The organism is Kitasatospora sp. NBC_00315 (assembly GCF_041435095.1).
Classification (GTDB): domain Bacteria; phylum Actinomycetota; class Actinomycetes; order Streptomycetales; family Streptomycetaceae; genus Kitasatospora.
This window is the reverse complement of sequence record NZ_CP108025.1, coordinates 472639-494180: the sequence shown is the minus strand read 5'-3', so window position 1 is coordinate 494180 and position 21542 is coordinate 472639. Positions and strand designations below refer to the sequence as shown.

Below are 21542 nucleotides of genomic sequence, written 5' to 3'. Positions count from 1 at the left end.
TCTGCAACAAGGTGTGTGCTCATGGCTGCTCATCGTGCCCGCCGATGGTCCCTAGGTGGATTCGTCCTCGTTCTCTCGGCGGCGCTGGTGGCCGCGATCCTGGTGTCGGTGAGCGGATCCGGCACATCGCGCGCCAGCGCCGCCATCGCCGCCCAGACGTGGTCGGACGACTTCAACGGCGCGGCCGGGCAAGGACCGGACCGCGCGAAGTGGACCCTGGAGACCGGCGGATCCGGCTTCGGGAACCACGAGTTGGAGTACTACACCAACAGTGCGAACAACGCCGCGCTCGACGGCCAGGGCAACCTGGTCATCACCGCCCGCAAGAACACCGACCCGGGTCTGAGCTGTTGGTACGGCTCGTGCCAGTACACCTCGGCGCGACTGAACACCGCCCAGAGCTTCACCCAGGCCTACGGCCACTTCGAGGCCCGGATCAAGATCCCGCGCGGCCAGGGCACGTGGCCGGCCTTCTGGATGCTCGGTTCGGACATCGGCACGGTCGGCTGGCCGACCAGCGGCGAGATCGACGTCATGGAGAACATCGGGAAGGAGCCGGGTACCGTCCACGGCACGATCCACGGCCCCGGGTACTCCGGCGCCGCCGGACCGGGCGCCGGGTACTCCCTGCCCGGTGGTGCGGCGTTCGCGGACGCCTTCCACGTCTTCGCCGTCGACTGGAGCCCGAGCGCGATCACCTGGTCGGTGGACGGCGCCACGTACGAGACCCGCACCCCGGCGGACGCCGGTGCCAACAAGTGGGTCTTCGACCACCCCTTCTTCGTCATCCTCAACCTGGCGGTCGGCGGTGACTGGCCGGGCAACCCGGACGCCTCCACGTCCTTCCCCCAGGCCATGACGGTGGACTACGTGCGGGCCTCGGCGTGGAACAACTCCCCCGGTAGCGGCGCGATCAAGGGAATCGGCGGCATGTGCGTGGACGTGGCGGGCGCCTCCAGCGCCGACCGCACCCCGATCCAGTTGCACAACTGCACCGGCGGCCCGGCCCAGCAGTGGACGGTCGGCGCCGACGGCTCGGTGCGGGCCCTGGGCAAGTGCCTCGACGTGGCTGGCGGTTCGACCGCCGACGGCGCACAGGTGCAGCTCTACACCTGCAACGGCACCAAGGCTCAGCAGTGGACGTACACCGCGGCCCACGACCTGACCAACGTCGGCGCGAACAAGTGCCTGGACGCCACCGGGAACTCCTCCGCCGACGGCACCCGGCTGCAGACCTGGACCTGCGGCGGCGGCGCCAACCAGAAGTGGACCATCGGCTGAGCCGACCCGGCCCACACCCCCACACCCCCACACCCCCACACCCCCACACCCCCACACCCCCACACCCACGTCCGACGCCCGCGCTCACGAGTGAGAACCGTGACGCGGACGTCGTGACGCGGGCCCACCACACGGAAGAAGGTGCCCCCTCATGACGGCACGTCATCAGCGCCCCATCAGTCGCCGCAAACTCCTCACCGCCGCCGCGGGTATGGCCCTGGCAGTCCCTGCGGCGGCCTGGTGGCTGCAGTCCAGCGCCGACGCCTCCACCGCGGCGACCCTCCCGCTGGACCTGCTCAACACCACCGGCAACAACACCGTCTACGCCTACGTGCTGGGCCGGGACCCCGCCGCCGGCGGCAACTGGGCCTTCATCCAGGCCGACGGCACGTCCCTCTACCACCCGCCGTCCCCCGCCAACGACCAGACCCCGCTGGGTGTGGACTGCGCCATCCCGCTCAACGCCTCCGGCGCCGGCGCCCGTTCGGTCACCATGCCGCACCTGGACAGCGGCCGCATCTACTTCTCGGTGGGCTCGAAGCTCACCTTCCTGCTCAACCGCGGCGGCGGCCTGGCCCTGCCCTCGGTGAGCAACCCCGCCGACCCCAACATCGGTGTGCGGCACGACTTCTGCGAGTTCACGTACAACAGTGACCAGCTCTACGCCAACATCACGTTCGTCGACATGGTGTGCCTGCCGATCGCCTTCCGCCTGGATACGGCCGAGGGCACCCAGACCGTCCGCGGTCTGCCCGCCGACGGCCTGAGCCGGGTCGCGTCGGCCCTTCGCGCCCAGTCGGCGGCGGACGGCAGCGACTGGAGCCGGCTGGTCGTCAACAGCGGCGGCTCCGACCTGCGGGTACTCAGTCCCAACCTCGCCATCCGTGGCAACACCTCGCTCTTCGCGGGCTACTTCGACGACTACGTCAACAAGGTCTGGGACCGTTACCGCACCACCGACCTTCGGATCGACACCCAGTACACCTGGGGGACCGTGGTCGGCCGGGTCTCCGGCGACCGGCTGGACTTCCCCGGCGTGGGCGGTTTCAGCAAGCCGTCCACCCTCTCGATCTTCTCCTGCAGCGACGCGCCGTTCACCACCGGCAACGACCAGATGGGCAACGTCAGCGCCCGGCTCGCCGCCGCGCTCAACCGCACCACCCTGCTGGACAACCCGAACCAGCCCACGGGTGAGAACCCCGCCGCCTTCTACACCGCTGCCCGGACCAACCACTACGCCCGCATCCTGCACGGCACCACTCCGGACGGCCTCGGCTACGCCTTCCCCTACGACGACGTCCACCCGGCAGGCGTCGACTTCGAGGGCAAGGTGCAGTCCGGCACCCCCAGCCGTTTCACGATCACCGTCGGCGGCTCGGCGGGCGGTGGAGGCGGCACGACCACCCCCAGCCCCAGCCCGACCCCGACGGCGACGCAGCCGGGCGGCGTCAGCGCCTTCAGCACCATCCAGGCCGAGTCGTTCGGCGCCCAGTCGGGGACGACGGTCGAATCCTGCTCCGACACCGGCGGCGGTCAGGACGTCGGATGGCTGGCCAACGGCGACTGGTTGAAGTACAGCGCCGTCAACTTCGGCAGCGGCGGGGCGACGCGCTTCAGCGCACGGGTCGCCTCCGGCGCCGCAGCGGGGATCAGCGGCCTGGTGGAGGTGCGCATCGGAAGCCGCACGGCCACGCCTGTCGGCAGTTTCGCCCTCGCCTCCACGGGCGGTTGGCAGACCTGGCGTACCGTCCCCGCCGACATCGCCAAGGTCACCGGTACCCAGGACGTCTACCTGACCTTCACCAGCGGCCAGCCGGGCGACTTCGTCAACCTCAACTGGTTCACGTTCGCATGAGGCAAGCGGACAACCGGATGTGCCGGTGGACGATCACGCGTGCGTGATCCGTCGTCGTGAGCCCTCCGAAGCGGAGGGGTGCTGTCCCGTCTTCCGCCATGGGCGGGGACGGGACAGCGCCCGGCGGCCGCTGCCCATCCGCCCCCCGCAGCGTGTGCGCCCCCGGAGGGCCCGGCGCAGCGGTCCAGGCTGCGGCGGCGGCACCAGATGATCATCGACGCCGTGGCTCCGTGGCTCGTGGTGATGCGCGGCGCGCGTGCGCCGACCGGGTGGGCGACCCGCCTGCGAAGGTGCGGCCGCTCGCTTCCTCGGCAAGAGTGGATGCCGGGGCGACAGGCGGTCTGTGCCACCTGGCGCTCGCGGGGCCCCGTTCGCACCTGCCTGCTCCGGGCGGGGGCGGACCGGACCAGGTCCCGCCGGCGAGGCCGACGTACCGCTCGACTTCGCCGGGCTCCGACGTTCCGACTCCGTCAGCCGGGAGGAGTGGGAGGCGGCCGGCGCCGACCGGCCGACCTGCCGTACTCGCCTCCCGCTGTGCACCACACCAAGGAGCCACTGTGACCGACCAACACCACGAGATGGGCCCGATCGACTACGCGGTGATCGAGTTCCCCGGCAGCCGGATGACCGGCGAAGGACTCCCGCTTCTCGTCGACCTGGTCGACCGCGGCATCATCCGGATCATCGATCTGACCTTCATGAAGAAGGAGCTCGACGGCTCCGTCGTGGGACTGGAGATCGCCGACATCACCGGCGACGGCGAACTCGACCTCGCGGTCTTCGAGGGCGCGGCCTCCGGCCTGATCGGCGGGGACGACCTCGTCGAGGCCGCCGCCGCCCTCGAACCCGGCAACTCCGCCGGTCTCATCGTGTACGAGAACCTGTGGGCCGCGCCGTTCGTCGCGGCCCTGCGCCGCGCCGGCGCCCAGCTGGTCGCCGGCGGCCGGATCCCGCTCCAGGACGTCATCGCGGCCCTGGACGCAACCGAGTCCGCGGTGGAGTAGCCGTACCGTCCGGCCCGGTCGGCAGACATCCCGCACAAGGAGAAGACGATGCCCGGACTGCTCCGAGGAGTCGCCCGTACCGCAGTGGTCGCAGGCACCGCGACCGCCGTTTCCAACCGCGTGTCCCGGCGCCAGGCCGGCCGTTGGGCCCAGCAGGAACCCCAACAGGCCCCGCCGGCGCAGCAGCAGTACTACCAGGAGCCCCCGCCTCCGCCCCCGCCGGCGGCACCGGCGCCCGCACCGGTCGGTATGGGCAGCAAGATCGACCAGCTCAAGGAACTCGCGGGGCTCAAGGAACAGGGCATCCTCACCGACGCCGAGTTCCAGGTGCAGAAGGAGCGCATCCTCAACAGCTGACGGTCGAACCGAGCGCCGCGACCGGTGTCCGACGTCTCCCTGGCGGGGACGAACCGCAGGCCCGTCGGAGTGTCGGCGGGCACGCCGAACGTCGGGGGTGTCGGCGGACACGCCGAAGCCGGGTCCGGGGCGTGCGCACCCGGGCCCGGCTTCGGCGCGCTCGCACCCCTGGCTCGACGGACCCGCCCCCGGTGAGTGAGGCGGACGCCGTCGGCGGGTGGGTGCGAGCCCCTGGGCTCAGAGTTTGTACATCATGGCGTACGGCTGGGTGATCCGCTCCTGCCGTGAGCCGAAGTCGACGAGTACCGCGATGTCGCTGTCGCCCTCGACTCCGATGGCCCGGCCGAGGCCGTACCGGTCATGGGAGACCCTGTCCCCGACGGCGAACCGCCTGACGGGTGCTTCGACCCGCGCTTTGAAGGGGCTGGTGGGCAGGGGGCGCCGGAATGCTGCTGAGTCTGTCATCCAGACAAGTATGCGCCGAACAGCACGAAATTGAGCCGTTCCGGAGGAGCGGAATTCGCCGGGGCCGGAATCCGAGGGTTCGGTTCACCGCTCCCGGCGATGGAAAGGGGGCGCCGCGGGTGCACCCGCGGCGCCCGGGAGCGCCGGGACGGATGCCCACCGCCACGGTCCCACGCCCCGGTGGCCACCCTGTGCCGGAGCTTTGTGCCGGAGCCCCGGCTCGGCCGGAGCCGCCGCTGTACCGGCAACCTTGCCGGAGCAGAGTGCTTGCTCACCGACCGCGTGGTCGCGGCGGAGCTCCCCGCCCGGGGTGCTCCGGCAGTACCGCGGTGAGAACACGGCACCGCGGTGGGCCCGGACCTGCTAGAGTCGATCCAGTTGCAGTAGTGGTTCCCATGAACTTTGTGTGCGCCTGCTGATGTATCGCAGGCGTATTTTTGTTTCCCGGTACTTTCGCGGGTGGGTCATCATCGCGGCACTCGGGATCCGCACGGTGCGGTTCCCGGACAGCCCCTTGAAGGAGATTTTTTTATGGCTAATGGCACTGTGAAGTGGTTCAACGCGGAAAAGGGCTTCGGCTTCATCGAGCAGGAGGGTGGCGGCCCGGACGTGTTCGCCCACTACTCGAACATCAACGCCAACGGCTTCCGCGAGCTGCTCGAGGGCCAGAAGGTCGAGTTCGACGTCACGCAGGGCCAGAAGGGCCCGCAGGCCGAGAACATTCGTCCGCTGTAGTTTTCGCCAGGGCACCCGCCTGGCAGCAGGGGCCCGCACCGCGTACACGCACGGTGCGGGCCCCCGCGCATGCGCAGACCGCCTTCCCGGGCCGCTCAGGCGGCCCTCCGGCTCCGCCACCGGCGACCATCCCCACGCGAGGCGCACGGCGCCGCGTCCGGATCGGCGCCCGGCCGTGACATCTCACGGCTCGAGGTTCTTCGCTCCCGCACTTCGGTGAGCGCCGACCGTAGGTGACGTGCCGCACGGTTCTACCGTCCACGCCCCGCACTTCACGCTTTCAGGCCCGTTCCTTGCGATCTCCGCCGGTGCCCCGCGCCGCGGAGTCTTCCTCGCGACGCGCCAATCATGAGGAAGGTTTTCGCATGAACCGTTCCAGTCGCTCCTCGTACCAGGGCTCCAACTCCCGCTCCGCCGCAGGCTCCCGCTCCGGCGCCGGCTCCTACGGCGCTCGCTCGGCAGGCGGCACCGGGTCCGGGTCCCGCTTCGGCGGAACGTCGCGCTCCGCCGGCTCGACGCGTCGTCAGGGCTCCTCCGTCCAGGGCGAGTTCGCGATGCCGGTCAGCACCACCCCGGCGCTGCCGGCCGTCGAGTCCTTCGACCAGCTGGACATGCCGAACGCGCTGCTGACGACGCTGACCCGACAGGGCGTCACCTCCCCGTTCCCGATCCAGGCCGCCACGCTGCCGAACTCGCTGGCCGGCCGCGACGTCCTCGGGCGTGGCCGCACGGGCTCCGGGAAGACCATCGCGTTCGGTCTCGCCGTGCTGGCCCGTACCGCCGGACAGCGGGCCGAGCCCCGCCGTCCGCTGGCCCTGGTGCTGGTCCCGACGCGCGAGCTGGCCCAGCAGGTCACCGAGGCCCTCACCCCCTACGCCCACTCGGTCCGGCTGCGCCTGGCGACGGTGGTCGGCGGGATGTCCATCGGGCGTCAGGCCCAGCAGCTGAACCGGGGTGCGGAGGTCGTCGTGGCCACCCCCGGTCGACTCAAGGACCTGATCCAGCGCGGCGACTGCCAGCTCGACGGGGTGGGCATCACGGTGCTGGACGAGGCCGACCAGATGGCCGACATGGGCTTTCTGCCGCAGGTCACCGAGCTCCTCGACCAGGTCGCCGAAGGCTGCCAGACCATGCTGTTCTCCGCCACCCTGGACCGCAACGTCGACCGGCTGGTCCGCCGCTTCCTGAAGGACCCGGTCACCCACTCCGTGGACCCGTCCGCCGCGACCGTCAGCACCATGGAGCACCACGTCCTGAACGTGCAGAACCGCGACAAGGACGCCACGATCGCGCACATCGCCTCCCGCGACGGCGGCGTGATCATGTTCATCGACACCAAGCACGGCGCCGACCGCCTCGTGCTCGACCTGCTCGCGAACGGCGTCAAGGCGGCGGCACTGCACGGAGGCAAGTCCCAGCCGCAGCGCACCCGCACGCTGGAGCAGTTCCGCACCGGCCAGGTGACCGCGCTGATCGCGACCAACGTCGCCGCCCGTGGTATCCACATCGACGGACTCGACCTGGTCGTCAACCTGGACCCGCCGGCCGACCACAAGGACTACCTGCACCGCGGCGGACGCACCGCCCGGGCCGGCGAGTCCGGCACGGTCGTCACGCTGGTCCTGCCCAACCAGCGCCGCGAGATGGCCCGGATGATGGCCACCGCCGGCATCACCCCCACCTCCACCCACGTGCACTCCAGCGACGAGGAGCTGGCCCGCATCACCGGCGCCCGCGTCCCCACCGGCGTGCCCGTCGTGGTGGCCGACCCCGTGGTCGAGCGCCCCCGCCGCAGCGCCTCCGCCGGCCGCAACCGCCGCAGCCGCCCGTCCCACGCCGGCCGCACCGCGCAGGGCTCCGCCGGCTCCCGTGGCAGCGCGCCGAGGCGCATCGCCCTCGCGGCGTAAGCACACGAAGCGTGCCCGGTCCGCCGTGCGGGCCGGGCACGCTTCGTTCACCGACGGGTGAACCCGGCGCTCCCACGGGTGAACCCGGCGCTCCGACGGCGACCGCACGAGGGACACCGGAGCCGACGCCGTGGCTCTCGCCGACACCCCGTCCGGCGCCACCGGCCCGTTGGGCGGACCCGGTTGCCCCGGCGGCCCCGATCACGCGAGCCGCTTCAGGACGCTCCGCCACCGCCACCGCCACCGCCACCGCCACCGCCGCCGCCTCCGGAACCGGCAGCGGAACAGGCGGCCGGGTCGGACCGGCGCCAGGGGCCAGGGGCCGGGGGAGGACCGGACGACACCCCTCGGCACTCGCTGTCGTGGAGCGTCCCGGGTGGTCTCGGAACAGCCTCAGCGGCCGCCCGACGCGCTTCGAGAAGGTCCCGACGGAGGTCGCACGTCAGCAGATGCTCGCCGACGGCAGGTCACCCGCTCTCGCCGAGGCCCTGTTGGCCGGCGCTGAAACGCGACCCGGGTCGAACGCGGTCACCTACCGTCCGCGTGCTCCTGCGCCCATGAGCGGAACGTGCGCGCCGGCGCGCCGGTGATCTCCTCCACCGTGGACGTCCGTCTGACGTCAGCCCCGACGCAGACCTCCCGGGGGGAGAGGAGCGCCTGCGAGCGCCCGGTCGACAAGGGTCGCGGAAATCCGTTTCGAGCGCCGTCCCGGCACCTCTAGAGTGGCGCGATGACGACTCAGGTGATCGTTCTCAATGGTGGTTCCAGCTCGGGGAAGTCGGGAATCATCCGCTGTCTGCAGGCGGTTCTGCCGGATCCCTGGCTGGCCCTCGGGACGGACACGCTGGTCGAGGCGATGCCGGCGTCCATGCAGGCGTCGGACGGCGGGATCGAGTTCGCTCCGGACGGAGAGGTGACTGTCGGTCCGGAGTTCCGAACGCTGGAGGCGGCATGGATCAAGGGGATCGCGGCGATGGCCGGTGCGGGTGCCCGTGTGATCATCGACGAGGTCTTCCTCGGCGGCGCCGCCTCGCAGCAGCGATGGCAGGAGGCACTGGGTGACCTGCGGGTGCTGTGGGTCGGCGTCAGGTGTGACGGCGCGGTCGCCGCGGGCCGTGAGGTCGCACGAGGCGATCGGACCATCGGGATGGCCGTGTCCCAGGCGGAGGTGGTCCACCGAGGCGTGGCCTACGACCTGGAGGTGGACACCGCGAACGCCGAGTCGATGGAGTGTGCACGGATCATCGCCGTCCATGTCACGTGACCGACGGCCCGCCCGCTCCGTCGTGGCGCCCCTCCCCGTCTCACCTCTCCCCGTCCCGCCGGCCGCTGCGCCGCCGCCCGCCGCGTTACGGCGCGCGGAGGCTCACCGGGCCGCTGCGTGCGCGGTGTGCCGGGTGCTGGTCACCGGGAGATGTCGCGGGCGGAGCTGCCCTTCTCGGCCAGGTTCCAGGTGACGACCCGTTCGGCGTGAATCCTGATGATCTCGTGGGCGAAGAAGCTCGGCGCGACCGGCGGCACGTCGACGGTGAGCAGCTCGGCCCGGCCGCGGATCTCCACACCGCGTCCCCAGCCGGGTGCCACGGCATCGGGGTCGTCGGCCGGCGTCATGTCGTCGACCAGGAACGAGACCTGTGGATTGCGGCGGGCGTTGCGGTACTTCTGGCTGGCGGCCATGTTCGGGCCGCCGACGTCGATGGTGCCGTCCTCGTTGAGCCGGAAGCCCACCGGGCGCACCTGCGGCGCTCCGTCCGGGCCGGTGGTGCCCAGTCGGCCCAGCTGTTGGGTGGCGAGGTAGGCGTGCTCCTCGGGGGTGAAGACCATGGTTGCGTTGCTCCGCTCTCGGGTGTCGTCCGCCGTGTCCCTGGACCGTAGAACGTGAAGCGCACTTGAAGTCAAGGCCGGTCCCGAGCCCGATCCCGAGCCCGGTCCCGCGCCCGATCCCCGGCCCGCCGTCCCGGCCGTCAGGTCATCGTCCCAGGCGTTCGGGCCGTCGCACCTCCGCCATGGTCGCCGGCGGGAGGTGGCCGGGATCGCGGGGATCGAGATGCCTGTGCAGGAAGGCGATCTCCGCCTCGACGGCCTGTTCGTGCGATTCGAGAAAGGGGGCGTAGTGGCGCCCGGACAGGTGAACCACCTCGGACGCCGGCGCGTTCCCGGCCGCCCGGACGGCGGGGCCGGGGAGCACGCTCTGGTCCTGGTCGCAGACGACCACCAGCAGGGGGCACCGGACCTGGGAGGCACGTCGACCGGGCCGGTACCAGCCGATCCGCAGGGCGATCCGCGCGGCGACCGTCTGCTCCCAGTTCGTGTGCCGACGCTCGGGGTCCAGGGCCCGGTCACCGTCCATCGCGTCGGGTGTGGTGAGCGAGGCGACGGCGCCGCGCGGTCCGGCGGTGGGGACCAGCAGGGGCGGTCGCCCGACGAGACCACCGAGCGCGTCCGCGACGCCCCGGCCGAGAAGGCGCAGCAGGGCGACGGGCGTCATGGAGCGCAGCGCGTGGGGCGCGATCGCACGGCCGTCGACCAGCGGGGTCTGTGCGATCGCGCAGGCCAGTCGGGGGTGGTCGGCCGCGACGCGGAAGACGTGGCCGCCCGCGAGCGAGAAGCCCCAGACCGCGATCCTCTCCGGGTCGACGTCGGGTCGGCCGGACGCGTACTCGATCGCGGAGTGCCAGTCGGCGACCTGCTCGTCGAAGTCGACGATCTGGCGCGGTGCGCCCCCGCTCTCTCCGAACCTTCGGTGGTCGAAGGCGAGGACGGCGAAACCGGCGTCGTTGAACCGTGCGGCGAACCGGTCCGAGGCCGGTTCCTTCGTCACCGAGGTTCCGCCGGCCATGATCACGCAGCCGCCGCCGGACCCGGGGTAGTACCAAGCGGCGCATGAGGTGTCGCCGCTGGCGAAGTGCACTTTTTCCCGTTGCTCGAACGTGGGCACCTGGACCTCCGTGGGTGGATCCGTCGTTTCGGGGTGGATGAGATCCATGGTTGGGCCGTGTCCCCCGGGAGGGGCTCCGCGGTGCGGCGAAATGAGCGAAACTTGCCTGTATGGCGCGCACCTCGGCGGATTCCGTACTGAGCCTCCTCGACCAGCGGCTGGTCGCCGCACTGCAGTGGGACGGCCGCCTCACCGCTGAGCGGGCGGCCGACGTGCTGGCGCTCGGCCCGGCCACCGTGCGCCGCCGCCTGCAGGCACTCGGCGCCGACGGTACCGTGCGCGTGGTGGTCTCACCGGTCGCCCGACCGCGCAACGGCGGCTCCGCCGGGGCCCTGTTCCTGCGCATCCGGGTCCTGCGAGGCAAGCTCGACACGATCGTGGCCGCGCTCGCGGCGCGCGAGGACATCCCGTTCATCGACGTCACGACCTCGGGCGACGAGATCTTCGCGGTCGCCCGCACCGAGCCGGGCTCACGCGACCCCCTGGTCTTCCGGCAGCTGCCCTCCACCCAGGCGGTGACGTCCGTGGAGAGCGCCACGATCCTGCACGTCTTCCGGCTCACCTCCGAGTGGCGGCACCAGGTGCTGACCGCTCCCGAACGGGCGGCGCTGCGCCCGGCCGAACCGGTGCCCGAAGCGACCGCGTCCGGTTCCCCCGGACCGTACGGCGTCGAGACCGATGCCCTGGAACAGGACCTCATCGACGCTCTCACCGTCGACGCGCGGCTGAGCGCGGCGGCCCTGGCCGCGCGGACCGGCCACGCGGAGAGCACGGTGCGCCGACGTCTTGCCCAACTTGTCGCCCAGGGCCGCCTGATCACCCAGGTCCTGGTCGAGCCACGCCGCCTCGGGCTGCCCATCGAGGCCAAACTCCTGCTGCACGTGGCCCCCGACCATCTGGCCGCCGCCGGGCAGGCGCTGGCCGACCACCCCTCGGTGCACGGCGCGTTCGCGACATCGGGACCCTCGAACCTGCACGCGGCCGCGTACTTCCCGGACCTGACGGCCCTCTACGGCTTCCTCTCCCGCGACCTGGTCGGCCTGGGCATCACCCACGTCGAGACGGCCATCGTCAGTCACGCCGCCAAGCGCACTCCCGCGCCGGTCCAGCCGGTCCAGCCGGTCCCGTCGGTCCCGTCGGTCCCGTCGGTTCCGTCGAGATGACGCCACCGCCGTGCGCAGGACGGCCCGGGCCGGGAGGCTCGGGCCGGGGCCCCGGCCGATCCCGGGGGCCCCGCTCTGCCGTCCGGGGCTGCCGGGCCGCCCTGGCGTCATCCCGCCGCTCTTTCGGCTACTCCATCGAAAACCCTTACAGAACACCGGAGTTACCGCGAAGCTGGGCGGGAGTCGAGGCCGATCGGGCGGCCGAGGGGACGGCTCGTCATCGATGGGGACCGACCGTCTCACCGGCCGGTGCCCACCGGGGGAGCCCCACCAGGGGAGGACTCGATGAACGGATCGGGACGGGGGCCGGGCGGCCGGCCGCCCGCTACGCGGTCGTGCTGGCGGCGGTCGCCATGGCGGCGACGGTGGTGCCGGGGGCACAGGCGGCGGCCGGGGCCGCGCGCACCGAGCAGGTCAGCGTCGGCGCGGGCGGGGTCCGGGCGAACGCCCAGGCGTTCGGCGAAGCACTCAGCGCGGACGGGCACTTCGCGGTGTTCAGCTCAGAGGCCGACAACCTGGTGCCCGGGGACACCAACGGCTTCTACGACGTGTTCGTCCGGGACGTCCGCAACGGGCACACCGAGCGGGTCAGCGTGGGAACGGGCGGTGTCCAGGGCGACGCGTTCTCCTCCGGCGGTTCCGTCAGCGCGGACGGCCGGTATGTCGCCTTCAGCTCGGACTCCGACAACCTCGTGCCCGGGGACGCCAACGGCACCTCGGACGTCTTCGTCCGGGACCGCCTGACCGGTCGCACCGAGCGGCTCACCACCGGTGACCCGGCCCAGCAGCAGCCCGGCGGCTCGGACTCGCCCTCGATCAGCTGGAACGGCCGCTACGTGGCCTTCGCCTCCGGCCGCAGCGACCTGGTGCCGGGGGACGACAACGGCGTGGCGGACATCTTCGTCGCCGACCGGTGGACCGGTACCACCACCAGGGCCACGGTCGGCGCCGACGGGACCGAGGCCGACCGCGCCTCCACCCAGCCGGTCATCTCGGCGGACGGCAGCCGAGTGGGCTTCATCTCCCGCGCGGGCAACCCCCTCCCCGGGGAGGGGGACCCCGCGGAGGGCGTCGCGGCGGCGGCCACACCGCCCGAGCAGCGGTCCGCGGCCCGCGCCGGGGCGGCCGACCCGCAGATCGCCAAGCCCCGCGTCTACCCCTTCTACGTGCGCGACCTGCGGGCCGGCCGCACCACGGGCGGCAGTGTCGGCACGGACGGCGCGCTGACCTGGGCCAACTCCGGGTCGCTCAGCGCGGACGGCCGGTACGCGGTCTTCACCTCCAACTCGCCCGACGTGGTGCCCGGCGACACCAACGACGAGATCGACGTCTTCGTCCACGACCTGGTGACCGGCCGGACCAGGTCCGCCAGCGCGGCGGCCGACGGCAGCGGGGCGAACGGGCCCTCCTACGACGCGGTCATCTCGGCCGACGGCCGACGGGTGTACTTCTCCTCCGCCGCCGACAACCTGGTCGCCGGAGACAGCAATCAGGCCGAGGACGTCTTCCGCCGCGACCTCTGGACGGGCACGGTCGAGCGGGTCAGCGTCGCGGCGGACGGCACCCAGTCCAGCGGATCCTCCTACGCGCCGGCGATCGACGCGCTGGGCACGTCCGTCCTCTTCGACTCCGACGACGGCACCCTCGTCCCCCAGGACACCGACGGCCACCCCGACGTGTTCCTCCGCAGGCTCCCACTGCGCTGACCGGCCGGGGATCAACCGGTCGGCGGCGCCCCGGCTCCGGCCGACGTGGTGCCGGCGGACGTGTACCGGCGGACGTGCACCGGCCCGGCCCACCCGCTGCGAGGGGAGGGCTGGGCCAAGGCGATGCCGGCTACGGCTGCCGGGCCACGACCTGGTGGGTCGCGTACACGCCGCCGCTGTGGGGCAGTTGGACTCCGGCGACGAGGCCGGCGTTGTCGACGAACAGCGGGGCGCCGTACGGCTCGCCCCCCGGCCGATGGCAGCACGATGGTGGTCCCGTCGGGGCTCCAGCGCACGGCCTGCTGGTACTCGCGGGCAGGAATCCCGCTCCAGGAGTATCCGACGGCAGGATCCTCAGCGCGGGCCGTCGTCGAGGGCGGCGACCTCGCGTACGGCCTCGGCGACGGCGTGGAAGTCCTTGCGCAGGATGGCCCCGTGGTTGCTGGCCACCTTCGCGCTGATCTCGACGGTCGCGTTGCGGGCGATCACCGCGTCGAGGGCGGCGCGTATCCGTTCCTGCTCGTCGCCACGGCTTCCGAGGGACGTCCCCGAAGCGACCACGTACCGCACCGGGACGGTGATGTCGTCCAGCACGGGGCCCAGTTCGCGCTCGCGGGAGAGCTTGCCGAGTTCGATGTTGCTGTCGGCCTGCTGTGCGGCGGTCATCCGCGGGGTCAGACCCGTCGGGCGCAGCAGCGGCGTGAACCAGCCCATCCGTCGGAACATCGTCCGGATTCGCTGTTCCATGGCCTCGTCGAGCCAGTCGTGCGGGAACGCGCCGTCGACGAGGACCGTGCCCACGGTGCGCTCCGGGTTCCGGGCGGCCCAGTGTGCCGCGACGACCGCCCCGTAGGACCAGCCGACCACCAGTGCCCGGTCCACACCCCTGGCCGCGAGAACGGCATCGACATCCCGGACGGCGGCCTCGAAGGAGTAGTCCGCGGAACGCTTCGACTTCCTGCCACGAGCCCGCTCGTCGTAGGTGATGTGCCGCCACCCCGTCCCCAGTTCGGTGATGACTCGCCGCCAGTAGCCCTGAGTGGCGAACTGGCCGTTGAGGTAGACCACCGGAACACCGGGACCGCCGGTGTCGGTGACGGCCAGGGCCGTGTCGTCCACCGGCACCATGCCGCTCCAGGCGGCCGAGTGCGTCGGGTTGGTCGGGTTGGTCGCGTTCGAGTCGGCCATGGGGAGTGCTCCTTCGGAGGGGTGCGGGCGGGGCGGAGGCTGCCGGCGGGTCAGAGGCTGCGGGCGGTGATGTCACCGTGGTCGGTGGTCGCGTGGATGCTCAGGCCGGCGGCGGCGCCGTCGGTGTTCTTGAGCGCGTTGTCGATTCGGCCGTATCCGGTGCCGGCGTCGAGGGAGGCGGAAACCCCGTGAGCGGAGCCGACCGTCACATCGCCCGTCCGGGTGCGCAGCACGACCGTGCCGGAGGTGGCCTCGGCGATGTGGATGTCGCCCTTCTGGGTGCTGATCTCCGCGGGGCCGGTGAGACGGCCGACCGTGATGTCGCCGGCGTGCGCGGTCACACGCACGCTCGCGGCCTCGTCGATCTTGACCGCGCCGTGGGCGCCCTCGACGGTGACGTCGCCGAGCCGTCCGACGCCCCGGAACTCGGCGCCGGCCGCCTTCATTTCGATGCTCGAGCCGGTCGGCAGCTGGACGGTCACCTCGATGGATCCGGACGCGCCGAGCAGCTGGTTCTTCTCGGCCGGGGCCGTGATCCGCAGGACGCCGTCGCCGAATTCGACCGTGGTCCGCGCGGCGGCCCTGACGTCGCGGCCCTTGGAGGCGTCGGCAGGCAGGACCTCGACGGTGGTGTCGGCCCGGTCGGCGGCGATGACCTGGACGCGCCCGGCGGGGATGTCCAGGACGGCGGAGGTCGCGGCGGTGGTGTCGAACTTCTGCATCATGCTCTCCTTGTGCTGCGGTGCGTGCCCCTTCGGCCCGCTGTTTCTGATGATGGAAACGCTACGTTGCATTCATAGATGTGGCAACTGGGTCGTTGCGCAAAATCCCTATCAGCGCAGGTAAAAGCCGGGAAAACGTTGCAATGGTTCTGATGCTAATGCAACAGTTCCCGCATTGCGTGTTGCAATGAATTGAGAGTGAACGCTATGCTCGTCGCGTCGGTGGCCACACTGGGGGCCACGAAGCACCACGAAGGAGATCGCGATGCCGGGAGGCAGGCTCACCGAGCACGAACGTCAGCAGATCGCGCTGGGGCTGGCCGACGGCCTCGCCTATGCGGAGGTCGCCCGGCGTCTTGACCGCCCCACCTCGACGATCACGCGCGAGGTGATGCGCAACGGGGGTCCGACCGCCTACCGGGCCGACCTTGCCCATCGGGCCACTGAACGTCGCGCACACCGGCGCAAACACACTGCGCCCCGAGAGCAGGGGGCGCCGGCGCAGGGCCAGGGGCCCGACGACGAAGCCGTGCGTGAGTACGAGGAGACGTTCACCACGCTCCTGATGCACCAGGGCCTGTCCAAGATGACGGCCCGGGTGCTGACCTGCCTGCTGATCGCCGACGCGGGCAGCGTCACCGCGTCCGAACTCGTCCAGCACCTACAGGTCAGCCCGGCTTCCGTCTCCAAGGCGATCGCGTTTCTCGAGGAGCAGGGCCTCATCCGCCGGGAGCGCGACGACCGCCGCCGCGAGCGCTACTTCGTCGACGACGACGTCTGGTACCAGTCGACGGTCGCCAGCGCCCGCGGCACCGCACTGGTGGCCGAGACCGCGAGGCGAGGCGTCAGCGTCCTCGGCCGCGACAGTCCGGCGGCCACCCGCCTGGAGAACATCGCCCGCTTCAGCGACTTCATCAGCGAGAGCATCCTCCGCGCCGCGGAGCAGGTCCGCGAAATCCTCCACACGAAACCCGAAGCGAACCCGGGTGGCGGCGCCGCACCAGGTGCTGATCACGGATAGCCGGCCGTCCTGACGGCCACAGCCGGTTGCCCACGCCGGCCCCTCGGTTTCCGGTCACGCATTCGCGATCCCCGCACGCCCCTTCCCCCGGGGGGTGCGGACACAGGGAACCCGGCTCAGGCCGGTAGACGGTGACCCACCCACGACGCCAAACCCACCGAAGACACCTGACACCGCGTCCTCGCCCGCACGGCGGAGCACGGCGACCCGCGGTCGTCAGCGTTCGGTGGTCTTGTCGGTCAGTACGCTCTCGACCGTGCGAATCCGCACGCCGAGGGTGTCCAGCGCCGCCAGCGTTCGGTCATGCTCCGTGTGCGAAGTACTGGCGGTGGCGTCGGAGACGACGGTGACCCGGTAGCCCGCCGCCACCGCGGTCCGCGCGGTGGCGGCGACTCCGTGGGCGGTGGAGAGACCGGCCAGAACCAGGTCGGTGACGCCGAGGCGGTCGAGGCTCTCGCGCAGTGCGGTGCCCTCGAACGCGTCGAGCTCGTTCTTGGTGACCAGCAGGTCGTCGGGGCCGGGGGCGGCCTGCGGGTGCAGCGCGTTGGCGGGCGCGTGCGATCCGCCGTCGCCGCCGTCGGCCCGCAGGTGTCGGACGGCCACGTAGAGCGCCCTCGGCTGCGGGGCGTCCGCTCCGGTGAGAGCGGCCCGCAGCCGGGCCGAGGCTGCGATCACCGCGGCACCGTCACGCGGTTCCCAGGGCATCGCGGTGATCCACTGCTGGAGGTCGACGACGACAAGAGCAGTACGGCGAGTGGTCATGAAGTCTCTCCCAGCCCCACGCACGGTTGCCTCCTGCCCACGGCCGCGGTGGCCCGGCAGGCGACATGCCGTACGACGATTCCTCTGAACATCCGGTGACGGAAGTCTAGTTCAGAATCGATCAAGGAACGTCCGGAGTGATCCAGCACCGTGTCCTGCGGGCCGCGTCCAGCACACCTCCCGCGGCCGGGCCGTCCGGCCGGGCGGTCGCCGTCGGTTCGACCCCGGCCGCCCGGCGTGCTCGGGCACGGGCGTGCTCGTCGGTGGGGGCGGTGGCTGCGCCGGCCGCCCAGGCCCGGCCGCCCAGGCCCGGCCGCCCAGGCCCGGGCGGCCGGCCGCGGCTCGGGCGGCGTCCACCGCCCGGCCGTGTCCGGGCGTCTCCGGGGGCGGGCCCCCAGCACGGCGGTGTTTCTCAGGGGTGCATCCGTGCGCCCTTGAGGACCTTGTCCACCGCGTTGCGCGTCCCGTAGAGGGCGATCCCCACCAGATCGAGCTGGTCCTTGCCCACGGCTCGTACCGCCGCCCGGTTGTCCCGGTCATTGCCCGTACCGAACAGATCCGACGTGAACACGGAGGTCAGCAGCGAACGGGCCTGCGCACGACCGTGCGCGGCGGTGAGGGTCTCCTTCGTCCCCTGGAAGACCAGCACGGGCTGGCGGAACATCGGCAGATACCCGGTGCCGTCAGCGTCCTCGTACGGCTCGCCGATCACCTCGGGTGACGCCGTGCTGATCCCGCTGACCAGGAAGGCGGTGACGTTCAGCCGCTGCCAGGGCTCAAGGTCGTCGCGCAGCAGAACGGCGATCTTGGTGTCGAAACGGACGGGGGCGGTCGCATCCTCCGGTCCGGTCTCGATCCACTCGGCGGGTCCGGCCTCGGCTTCGTTCTCGGTTCTCATGCCTCGAGACTGCCGGGTGCGTCCCCGCTCCGTCTTGTACGTTCTTTGCGTGCAGCCCCGGCAGGAGATCTCCGCTTGGCGCCCGCCCGTCGCGGGCGTGGTGGAGGTGTTCCACGCCCACTTCACCCGGCACGCGTACCCCATGCACGTGCACGACGCCTGGACCCTCCTGATCGTCGACGACGGCGCGGTCCGCTACGACCTGGACCGTCACGAGCGCGGTACGCCGAACGACACCGTGAGCCTGCTCCCGCCACACGTCCCGCACAACGGCTCACCCGCCACCCCCAACGGCTTCCGCAAGCGTGTGGTCTACCTCGACATGACGCAGCTCGACGCGCGCTTCATCGGTCCGGCGGTGGACGGGCCGGACATCATCGACCCCGTTCTCCGCAGACGTGTGGCGCAGCTGCACACCGCCCTCGCCACCCGGGGCGACGAGTTCGAGGCGCAAGGGCGTCTGGCCCTCATCGCCGAGCGCCTGCGCGAGCGGCTGCGGCCCGGGCCGGGCTTCGGCAGTGCGGTGCCCGACCGCAGCATCGCCCAGAGCCTGCGTGACCTCCTCGACGCACGACTGGTCGAAGGCATCGCCCTGGAAGAGGCCGCGTCGATGATCCACGTCCATCCGGCGCACCTGGTGCGTGCTTTCAGCGCCGTCTTCGGCATCGCTCCGCACCAGTACCTGGTGTCCCGTCGCATCGACCTGGCCCGTCGGCTGCTTCTCGACGGACAGCCCCCGCGTGAGGCCGCGCCCGCCGCGGGCTTCTACGACCAGTCCCACCTCACCCGGCATTTCAAGCGGATCGTGGGCACCACGCCGGGCCGCTACGGCAGGGCCGCCGCACCCGCGTAGACCGGCCGACTGCTGCCCGGCACACGAGTGGGGCACCGGTCGGGACGGGGCGGACGGCAACCTGCGGGCGTGGCTGCCTGCCGCACTGCCCGCCGCCGGTCGAGCCCGGCCGGCCGCGCTGGTGTCGGGGTACTGCGAACCGGTGGAGTCCGGGGTCTTCGCGGTAGGTCGTGGCCGTCCTCGGGAAGACGTGCTCGGACGGTCCATTTCCAGCCCTGGGAGTACAGCGTGACAGGCGACGACTTCGTCATCGACGTGAGCCGGATCCGGGACGAGGCCCGGCAGAAGATGGCCGAGGGTGCGGTGACGAGTACCTACGGGCTCGACGTCCGGAAGGTGATCGCGGTCCTGAACGACGTGGTGGCGACCGAGGTGGTCTGCTGGCTGCGGTACACGCGGCACGCGATCTCGGCCGCCGGCATCGACCGTGCCCAGGTGGCGGCGGAGTTCACCGAGCATGCGGCCGAGGAGATGCAGCACTGCCTGCGTGCGGCGGAGCGCATCGCGCAGCTGGGTGGCGAGCCCGACTTCGACCCCGCCACTCTCGCCCAGCGTGCTCACACCGACTACACCACGCCGGACGAGAAGGACCTCAAGGCCATGCTGGAGCACAACCTGCTGGCCGAGCGCATCGTCATCTCGACCTACCAGGAGATCGCCCGCTGGCTCGGGGAGCACGACCCCACCACCCGCCGCCTCATCGAGTCCATCCTCGAAGAGGAGGAGGAGCACGCCGACGACCTCGCCGACCTCCTCGCCGCCTGACCGATTCCGGCGGCCGCCCCAGAGCCGGCCCGGGCTCGGTCGTACCGGGCTGGGACGGCCCGGGGTCGGCCGGTCCGGCACGAGGCTGTCCCGGCAAGAGGGCGGCCCGGGAATGGTTGTTCGTGCACGGTGCGGGCAGGCGCACACCGAAGTCCCATTCGCGGCGGCCGGCCCGGTTCACTGAGGAGCTCATGATGGTCAAGATCCTCTACAAGCCGCTCGGGCTGCTGTTCGGCGTGCTGGGCGGTCTGGTCGCGAGCGCCGTCTTCAAGCGCCTGTGGGCCCTTCTCGGACACGAGGAAGCGGCTCCGCAGCCCACCGACCGGGACCGCACCTGGAAAGAGGTGCTCACCGCCGCCGCCCTGCAAGGAGCGGTCTTCGCCCTCGTCAAGGCGGCGGTCGACCGCGGTGGCGCCGCGGGTGCCCGCCGCCTGACCGGCACCTGGCCCGACTGACGGGCACCGCCCGCACGAGTCGGTGCCCGGCCGGCCGGCCCGCCGGGCACGGTCAGGTGGAGGTGCCCTTGACGGGCACGCCGAAGGCATCGGCGTGCGGCCCGCCGTCCGGGTCGAGTTCGGTGAGGATCCGGCAGGTCTCGTCCAACAGCGAGCCGTGCAGCGCCCACAGCGGTGCCGACGTGCGTGTTGCTCCGACGAGCGTCCGGGACGCCTCCGCGGCGAGCGCGCCGGCGTCCTCCAGCCGTTGCCGCAGCTCCGCAGTCCGCTCCGGGTCGACGCGTCGCTCGCACGAGACCGTGACGAACAGGCGCAGGCAGACCGCCGTGTGCTCGGTCAGCGCCGAGAACGCGCTCAGGTCGAGGCGGTCTTCGAGATCGTCGGGGTCGGGCAGTCCTCGGCCGGCGGTGGAGCGGTCGACCAGGCCGCGGGCGACGGCCTGCATCTGGTCGCACACGTGGTCCAGGCAGAGCAGGGACTCCTCCAGGCGCCGGGCCCGTGCGGCGCGCCGGGCCCGCTGCGGGTGGAGGCGGGTGCCCTCCCTGGCGTCCGTCACCGCCTCGCGCGCGTGGGCGATCGCGGCGGCGGCCCGGTGGGTCGCCGTGCGCCAGGCACCGGCCTGCTCGGCGTCCCACTGCTGCGAGGTGCCGTGCGCGATGTCGGCGGCGGCCGAGGCCAGGACGTCCCCCGCAGCCCGGATCCTGCGCGCGGCCCGGTCCAGATGGCTGGGCGGGGCCAGCAGACACACCAGGGCGCCCGCGCCGGTACCGATCAGCGTGTCGAGGAACCGGGAGGCGCCGTAGGAGGATCCCGAACCGACCACCAGGAGCAGCGTGGTCGGCACCTCGACCGCCCGGCTCCCCAGCCGTAGGCCCCGCCCCAGCAGCAGGCTGACCCCCACCGCGGGCCCCAGCGTCAGCCAGTGCGTGCCGAACTGGCGGAAGAACAGCATCGCCACGCCCACCCCGGCCACGACTCCCAGGATCTGCTCAGCCGCCTGCCGCAGCGTGCGGTAGACCGTCAACTGCACCGTCAACAGGGCGGCGAGCGCCGCCAGTACCGGCTGCTGCCCGTCGCGGAGCAGTACCACCGCCGCCTGCCAGGCCAGCGCGCAGGCGGCCGCCGGCCGCACCACCTGGCCGAGGAGGCGCCACACCTCCACGCCGAACCGGCGCAACCCGAGCTCCCGCAGTTCGCCCACGCATCCGGACAAGGAGCGCGGTCGGTCCCGGTGCTGGTCGGTGGTGGCCATGGGCCCACGCCTACCCCGGCCCTCCAGGAACACGTCCCCGGGGGCGAGCACCCGGATCGCGGTCCGACGCGCGCCGAGAACACCATCGACCGGGCCGGCGCGGCCGGTGCCCCGGCCGGTGCCCCGGTCGGTGCCCCGGGCACGAAGGGTGCATGAGCGACGGGATCCGGGGGGAGGCGATGCGTCACAGCCCGACCCGGGGGAGCAGTTGTGCT

At 72.1% G+C, this 21542-nt stretch carries 21 protein-coding genes; 13 read left to right on the top strand and 8 right to left on the bottom strand.

The genetic code is table 11. The features are described 5' to 3' along the window. Positions 1-21 precede the first annotated feature (21 nt). The 4 genes from OG823_RS02050 to OG823_RS02035 all read left to right on the top strand — a co-directional run bounded on the left by OG823_RS02050 (position 22) and on the right by OG823_RS02035 (position 4497). Positions 22-1281: a family 16 glycosylhydrolase gene (locus OG823_RS02050; RefSeq protein WP_371476894.1), complete on the top strand. Its 1260-nt coding sequence runs from the start codon at positions 22-24 to the stop codon at positions 1279-1281. A gap of 151 nt (positions 1282-1432) precedes the next feature. Then, positions 1433-3136: a beta-1,3-glucanase family protein gene (locus tag OG823_RS02045; protein WP_371476892.1), complete on the top strand. Its 1704-nt coding sequence runs from the start codon at positions 1433-1435 to the stop codon at positions 3134-3136. Positions 3137-3714: 578 nt separating this feature from the next. Continuing rightward, on the top strand, positions 3715-4140 hold the full coding sequence (locus OG823_RS02040) for a DUF6325 family protein (RefSeq protein WP_371484273.1): 426 nt from the start codon (positions 3715-3717) through the stop codon (positions 4138-4140). A gap of 48 nt (positions 4141-4188) precedes the next feature. Beyond that, on the top strand, positions 4189-4497 hold the full coding sequence (locus OG823_RS02035; RefSeq protein WP_371476890.1) for an SHOCT domain-containing protein: 309 nt from the start codon (positions 4189-4191) through the stop codon (positions 4495-4497). Between the two features lie 237 nt (positions 4498-4734). Here OG823_RS02035 and OG823_RS02030 read toward each other — a convergent pair whose 3' ends face one another. Then, positions 4735-4962 (bottom strand): hypothetical protein, encoded by a 228-nt coding sequence (locus OG823_RS02030; RefSeq protein ID WP_371476889.1) that lies wholly within the window; start codon positions 4960-4962, stop codon positions 4735-4737. A 531-nt stretch (positions 4963-5493) separates the two neighbouring features. On the opposite strand from OG823_RS02030, the gene OG823_RS02025 reads away from it, so the two are divergent. From OG823_RS02025 to cpt, 3 genes are all read left to right on the top strand, one after another. Further along, complete coding sequence (locus tag OG823_RS02025; RefSeq protein WP_030918248.1) at positions 5494-5697, top strand: cold-shock protein; 204 nt, start codon at positions 5494-5496, stop codon at positions 5695-5697. Positions 5698-6062: 365 nt separating this feature from the next. Continuing rightward, entirely contained in the window at positions 6063-7604 is a 1542-nt protein-coding gene (locus OG823_RS02020) for a DEAD/DEAH box helicase (RefSeq protein WP_371476886.1), read from the top strand. A gap of 730 nt (positions 7605-8334) precedes the next feature. Then, positions 8335-8868, top strand: coding sequence for a chloramphenicol phosphotransferase CPT (gene cpt / locus OG823_RS02015; RefSeq protein WP_371476884.1), 534 nt, complete (start codon positions 8335-8337; stop codon positions 8866-8868). 140 nt (positions 8869-9008) lie between these two features. Here cpt and OG823_RS02010 read toward each other — a convergent pair whose 3' ends face one another. Both OG823_RS02010 and OG823_RS02005 read right to left on the bottom strand, forming a co-directional pair. Continuing rightward, positions 9009-9428, bottom strand: a complete 420-nt coding sequence (locus OG823_RS02010) for a PPOX class F420-dependent oxidoreductase (RefSeq protein WP_371476882.1) — start codon at positions 9426-9428, stop codon at positions 9009-9011. Between the two features lie 145 nt (positions 9429-9573). After that, on the bottom strand, positions 9574-10425 hold the full coding sequence (locus OG823_RS02005) for an alpha/beta hydrolase (protein WP_371476880.1): 852 nt from the start codon (positions 10423-10425) through the stop codon (positions 9574-9576). Positions 10426-10652: 227 nt separating this feature from the next. Between OG823_RS02005 and OG823_RS02000 the strand changes: the two genes are divergently transcribed. Further along, on the top strand, positions 10653-11705 hold the full coding sequence (locus OG823_RS02000; protein ID WP_371476878.1) for an Lrp/AsnC family transcriptional regulator: 1053 nt from the start codon (positions 10653-10655) through the stop codon (positions 11703-11705). 335 nt (positions 11706-12040) lie between these two features. Continuing rightward, positions 12041-13411 (top strand): hypothetical protein, encoded by a 1371-nt coding sequence (locus OG823_RS01995; protein WP_371476876.1) that lies wholly within the window; start codon positions 12041-12043, stop codon positions 13409-13411. 354 nt (positions 13412-13765) lie between these two features. Here the strand turns inward: OG823_RS01995 and OG823_RS01990 are convergent, their stop codons facing one another. Together OG823_RS01990 and OG823_RS01985 are read right to left on the bottom strand one after the other, a co-directional pair. Beyond that, entirely contained in the window at positions 13766-14599 is an 834-nt protein-coding gene (locus OG823_RS01990) for an alpha/beta fold hydrolase (RefSeq protein WP_371476874.1), read from the bottom strand. A gap of 50 nt (positions 14600-14649) precedes the next feature. Next, entirely contained in the window at positions 14650-15321 is a 672-nt protein-coding gene (locus OG823_RS01985) for a DUF4097 family beta strand repeat-containing protein (protein ID WP_371476873.1), read from the bottom strand. A gap of 265 nt (positions 15322-15586) precedes the next feature. Here OG823_RS01985 and OG823_RS01980 point away from each other — a divergent pair, with 265 nt between their 5' ends. Then, entirely contained in the window at positions 15587-16342 is a 756-nt protein-coding gene (locus OG823_RS01980) for a helix-turn-helix domain-containing protein (RefSeq protein WP_371476871.1), read from the top strand. A 216-nt stretch (positions 16343-16558) separates the two neighbouring features. Here OG823_RS01980 and OG823_RS01975 read toward each other — a convergent pair whose 3' ends face one another. Together OG823_RS01975 and OG823_RS01970 are read right to left on the bottom strand one after the other, a co-directional pair. After that, entirely contained in the window at positions 16559-17104 is a 546-nt protein-coding gene (locus OG823_RS01975; protein ID WP_371476869.1) for a cysteine hydrolase family protein, read from the bottom strand. A 412-nt stretch (positions 17105-17516) separates the two neighbouring features. Further along, complete coding sequence (locus OG823_RS01970) at positions 17517-18002, bottom strand: DUF2000 family protein (RefSeq protein ID WP_371476867.1); 486 nt, start codon at positions 18000-18002, stop codon at positions 17517-17519. Here OG823_RS01970 and OG823_RS01965 point away from each other — a divergent pair. From OG823_RS01965 to OG823_RS01955, 3 genes are all read left to right on the top strand, one after another. Beyond that, positions 18001-18855, top strand: a complete 855-nt coding sequence (locus OG823_RS01965) for an AraC family transcriptional regulator (RefSeq protein ID WP_371476864.1) — start codon at positions 18001-18003, stop codon at positions 18853-18855. The genes OG823_RS01970 and OG823_RS01965 overlap by 2 nt on opposite strands. Positions 18856-19143: 288 nt before the next feature. After that, positions 19144-19620, top strand: coding sequence for a ferritin-like domain-containing protein (locus OG823_RS01960; protein WP_371484271.1), 477 nt, complete (start codon positions 19144-19146; stop codon positions 19618-19620). A gap of 194 nt (positions 19621-19814) precedes the next feature. Beyond that, entirely contained in the window at positions 19815-20075 is a 261-nt protein-coding gene (locus OG823_RS01955) for a DUF4235 domain-containing protein (protein ID WP_371484269.1), read from the top strand. 52 nt (positions 20076-20127) lie between these two features. On the opposite strand, the gene OG823_RS01950 is transcribed toward OG823_RS01955, so the two are convergent. Further along, a complete protein-coding gene (locus OG823_RS01950; protein ID WP_371476863.1) occupies positions 20128-21327 on the bottom strand; it encodes an aromatic acid exporter family protein in 1200 nt (399 codons plus the stop codon). Positions 21328-21542: the final 215 nt, after the last annotated feature.

Excerpts from the sequence above, each read along its gene's own strand:
- OG823_RS02025 (WP_030918248.1), top strand. The coding sequence starts at position 5,494 with ATGGCTAATGGCACTGTGAAGTGGTTCAACGCGGAAAAGGGCTTCGGC.
- OG823_RS01965 (WP_371476864.1), top strand. The coding sequence starts at position 18,001 with ATGCCTCGAGACTGCCGGGTGCGTCCCCGCTCCGTCTTGTACGTTCTT.
- OG823_RS01955 (WP_371484269.1), top strand. The coding sequence starts at position 19,815 with ATGGTCAAGATCCTCTACAAGCCGCTCGGGCTGCTGTTCGGCGTGCTG.
- OG823_RS02000 (WP_371476878.1), top strand. The coding sequence starts at position 10,653 with ATGGCGCGCACCTCGGCGGATTCCGTACTGAGCCTCCTCGACCAGCGG.
- OG823_RS01980 (WP_371476871.1), top strand. The coding sequence starts at position 15,587 with ATGCCGGGAGGCAGGCTCACCGAGCACGAACGTCAGCAGATCGCGCTG.
- cpt (WP_371476884.1), top strand. The coding sequence starts at position 8,335 with ATGACGACTCAGGTGATCGTTCTCAATGGTGGTTCCAGCTCGGGGAAG.
- OG823_RS01990 (WP_371476874.1), bottom strand. The coding sequence starts at position 14,599 with ATGGCCGACTCGAACGCGACCAACCCGACCAACCCGACGCACTCGGCC.
- OG823_RS02020 (WP_371476886.1), top strand. The coding sequence starts at position 6,063 with ATGAACCGTTCCAGTCGCTCCTCGTACCAGGGCTCCAACTCCCGCTCC.
- OG823_RS02030 (WP_371476889.1), bottom strand. The coding sequence starts at position 4,962 with ATGACAGACTCAGCAGCATTCCGGCGCCCCCTGCCCACCAGCCCCTTC.
- OG823_RS02040 (WP_371484273.1), top strand. The coding sequence starts at position 3,715 with ATGGGCCCGATCGACTACGCGGTGATCGAGTTCCCCGGCAGCCGGATG.
- OG823_RS02045 (WP_371476892.1), top strand. The coding sequence starts at position 1,433 with ATGACGGCACGTCATCAGCGCCCCATCAGTCGCCGCAAACTCCTCACC.
- OG823_RS01950 (WP_371476863.1), bottom strand. The coding sequence starts at position 21,327 with ATGGCCACCACCGACCAGCACCGGGACCGACCGCGCTCCTTGTCCGGA.
- OG823_RS01970 (WP_371476867.1), bottom strand. The coding sequence starts at position 18,002 with ATGAGAACCGAGAACGAAGCCGAGGCCGGACCCGCCGAGTGGATCGAG.
- OG823_RS02035 (WP_371476890.1), top strand. The coding sequence starts at position 4,189 with ATGCCCGGACTGCTCCGAGGAGTCGCCCGTACCGCAGTGGTCGCAGGC.
- OG823_RS01985 (WP_371476873.1), bottom strand. The coding sequence starts at position 15,321 with ATGCAGAAGTTCGACACCACCGCCGCGACCTCCGCCGTCCTGGACATC.
- OG823_RS01975 (WP_371476869.1), bottom strand. The coding sequence starts at position 17,104 with ATGACCACTCGCCGTACTGCTCTTGTCGTCGTCGACCTCCAGCAGTGG.
- OG823_RS02010 (WP_371476882.1), bottom strand. The coding sequence starts at position 9,428 with ATGGTCTTCACCCCCGAGGAGCACGCCTACCTCGCCACCCAACAGCTG.
- OG823_RS02050 (WP_371476894.1), top strand. The coding sequence starts at position 22 with ATGGCTGCTCATCGTGCCCGCCGATGGTCCCTAGGTGGATTCGTCCTC.
- OG823_RS01960 (WP_371484271.1), top strand. The coding sequence starts at position 19,144 with ATGGCCGAGGGTGCGGTGACGAGTACCTACGGGCTCGACGTCCGGAAG.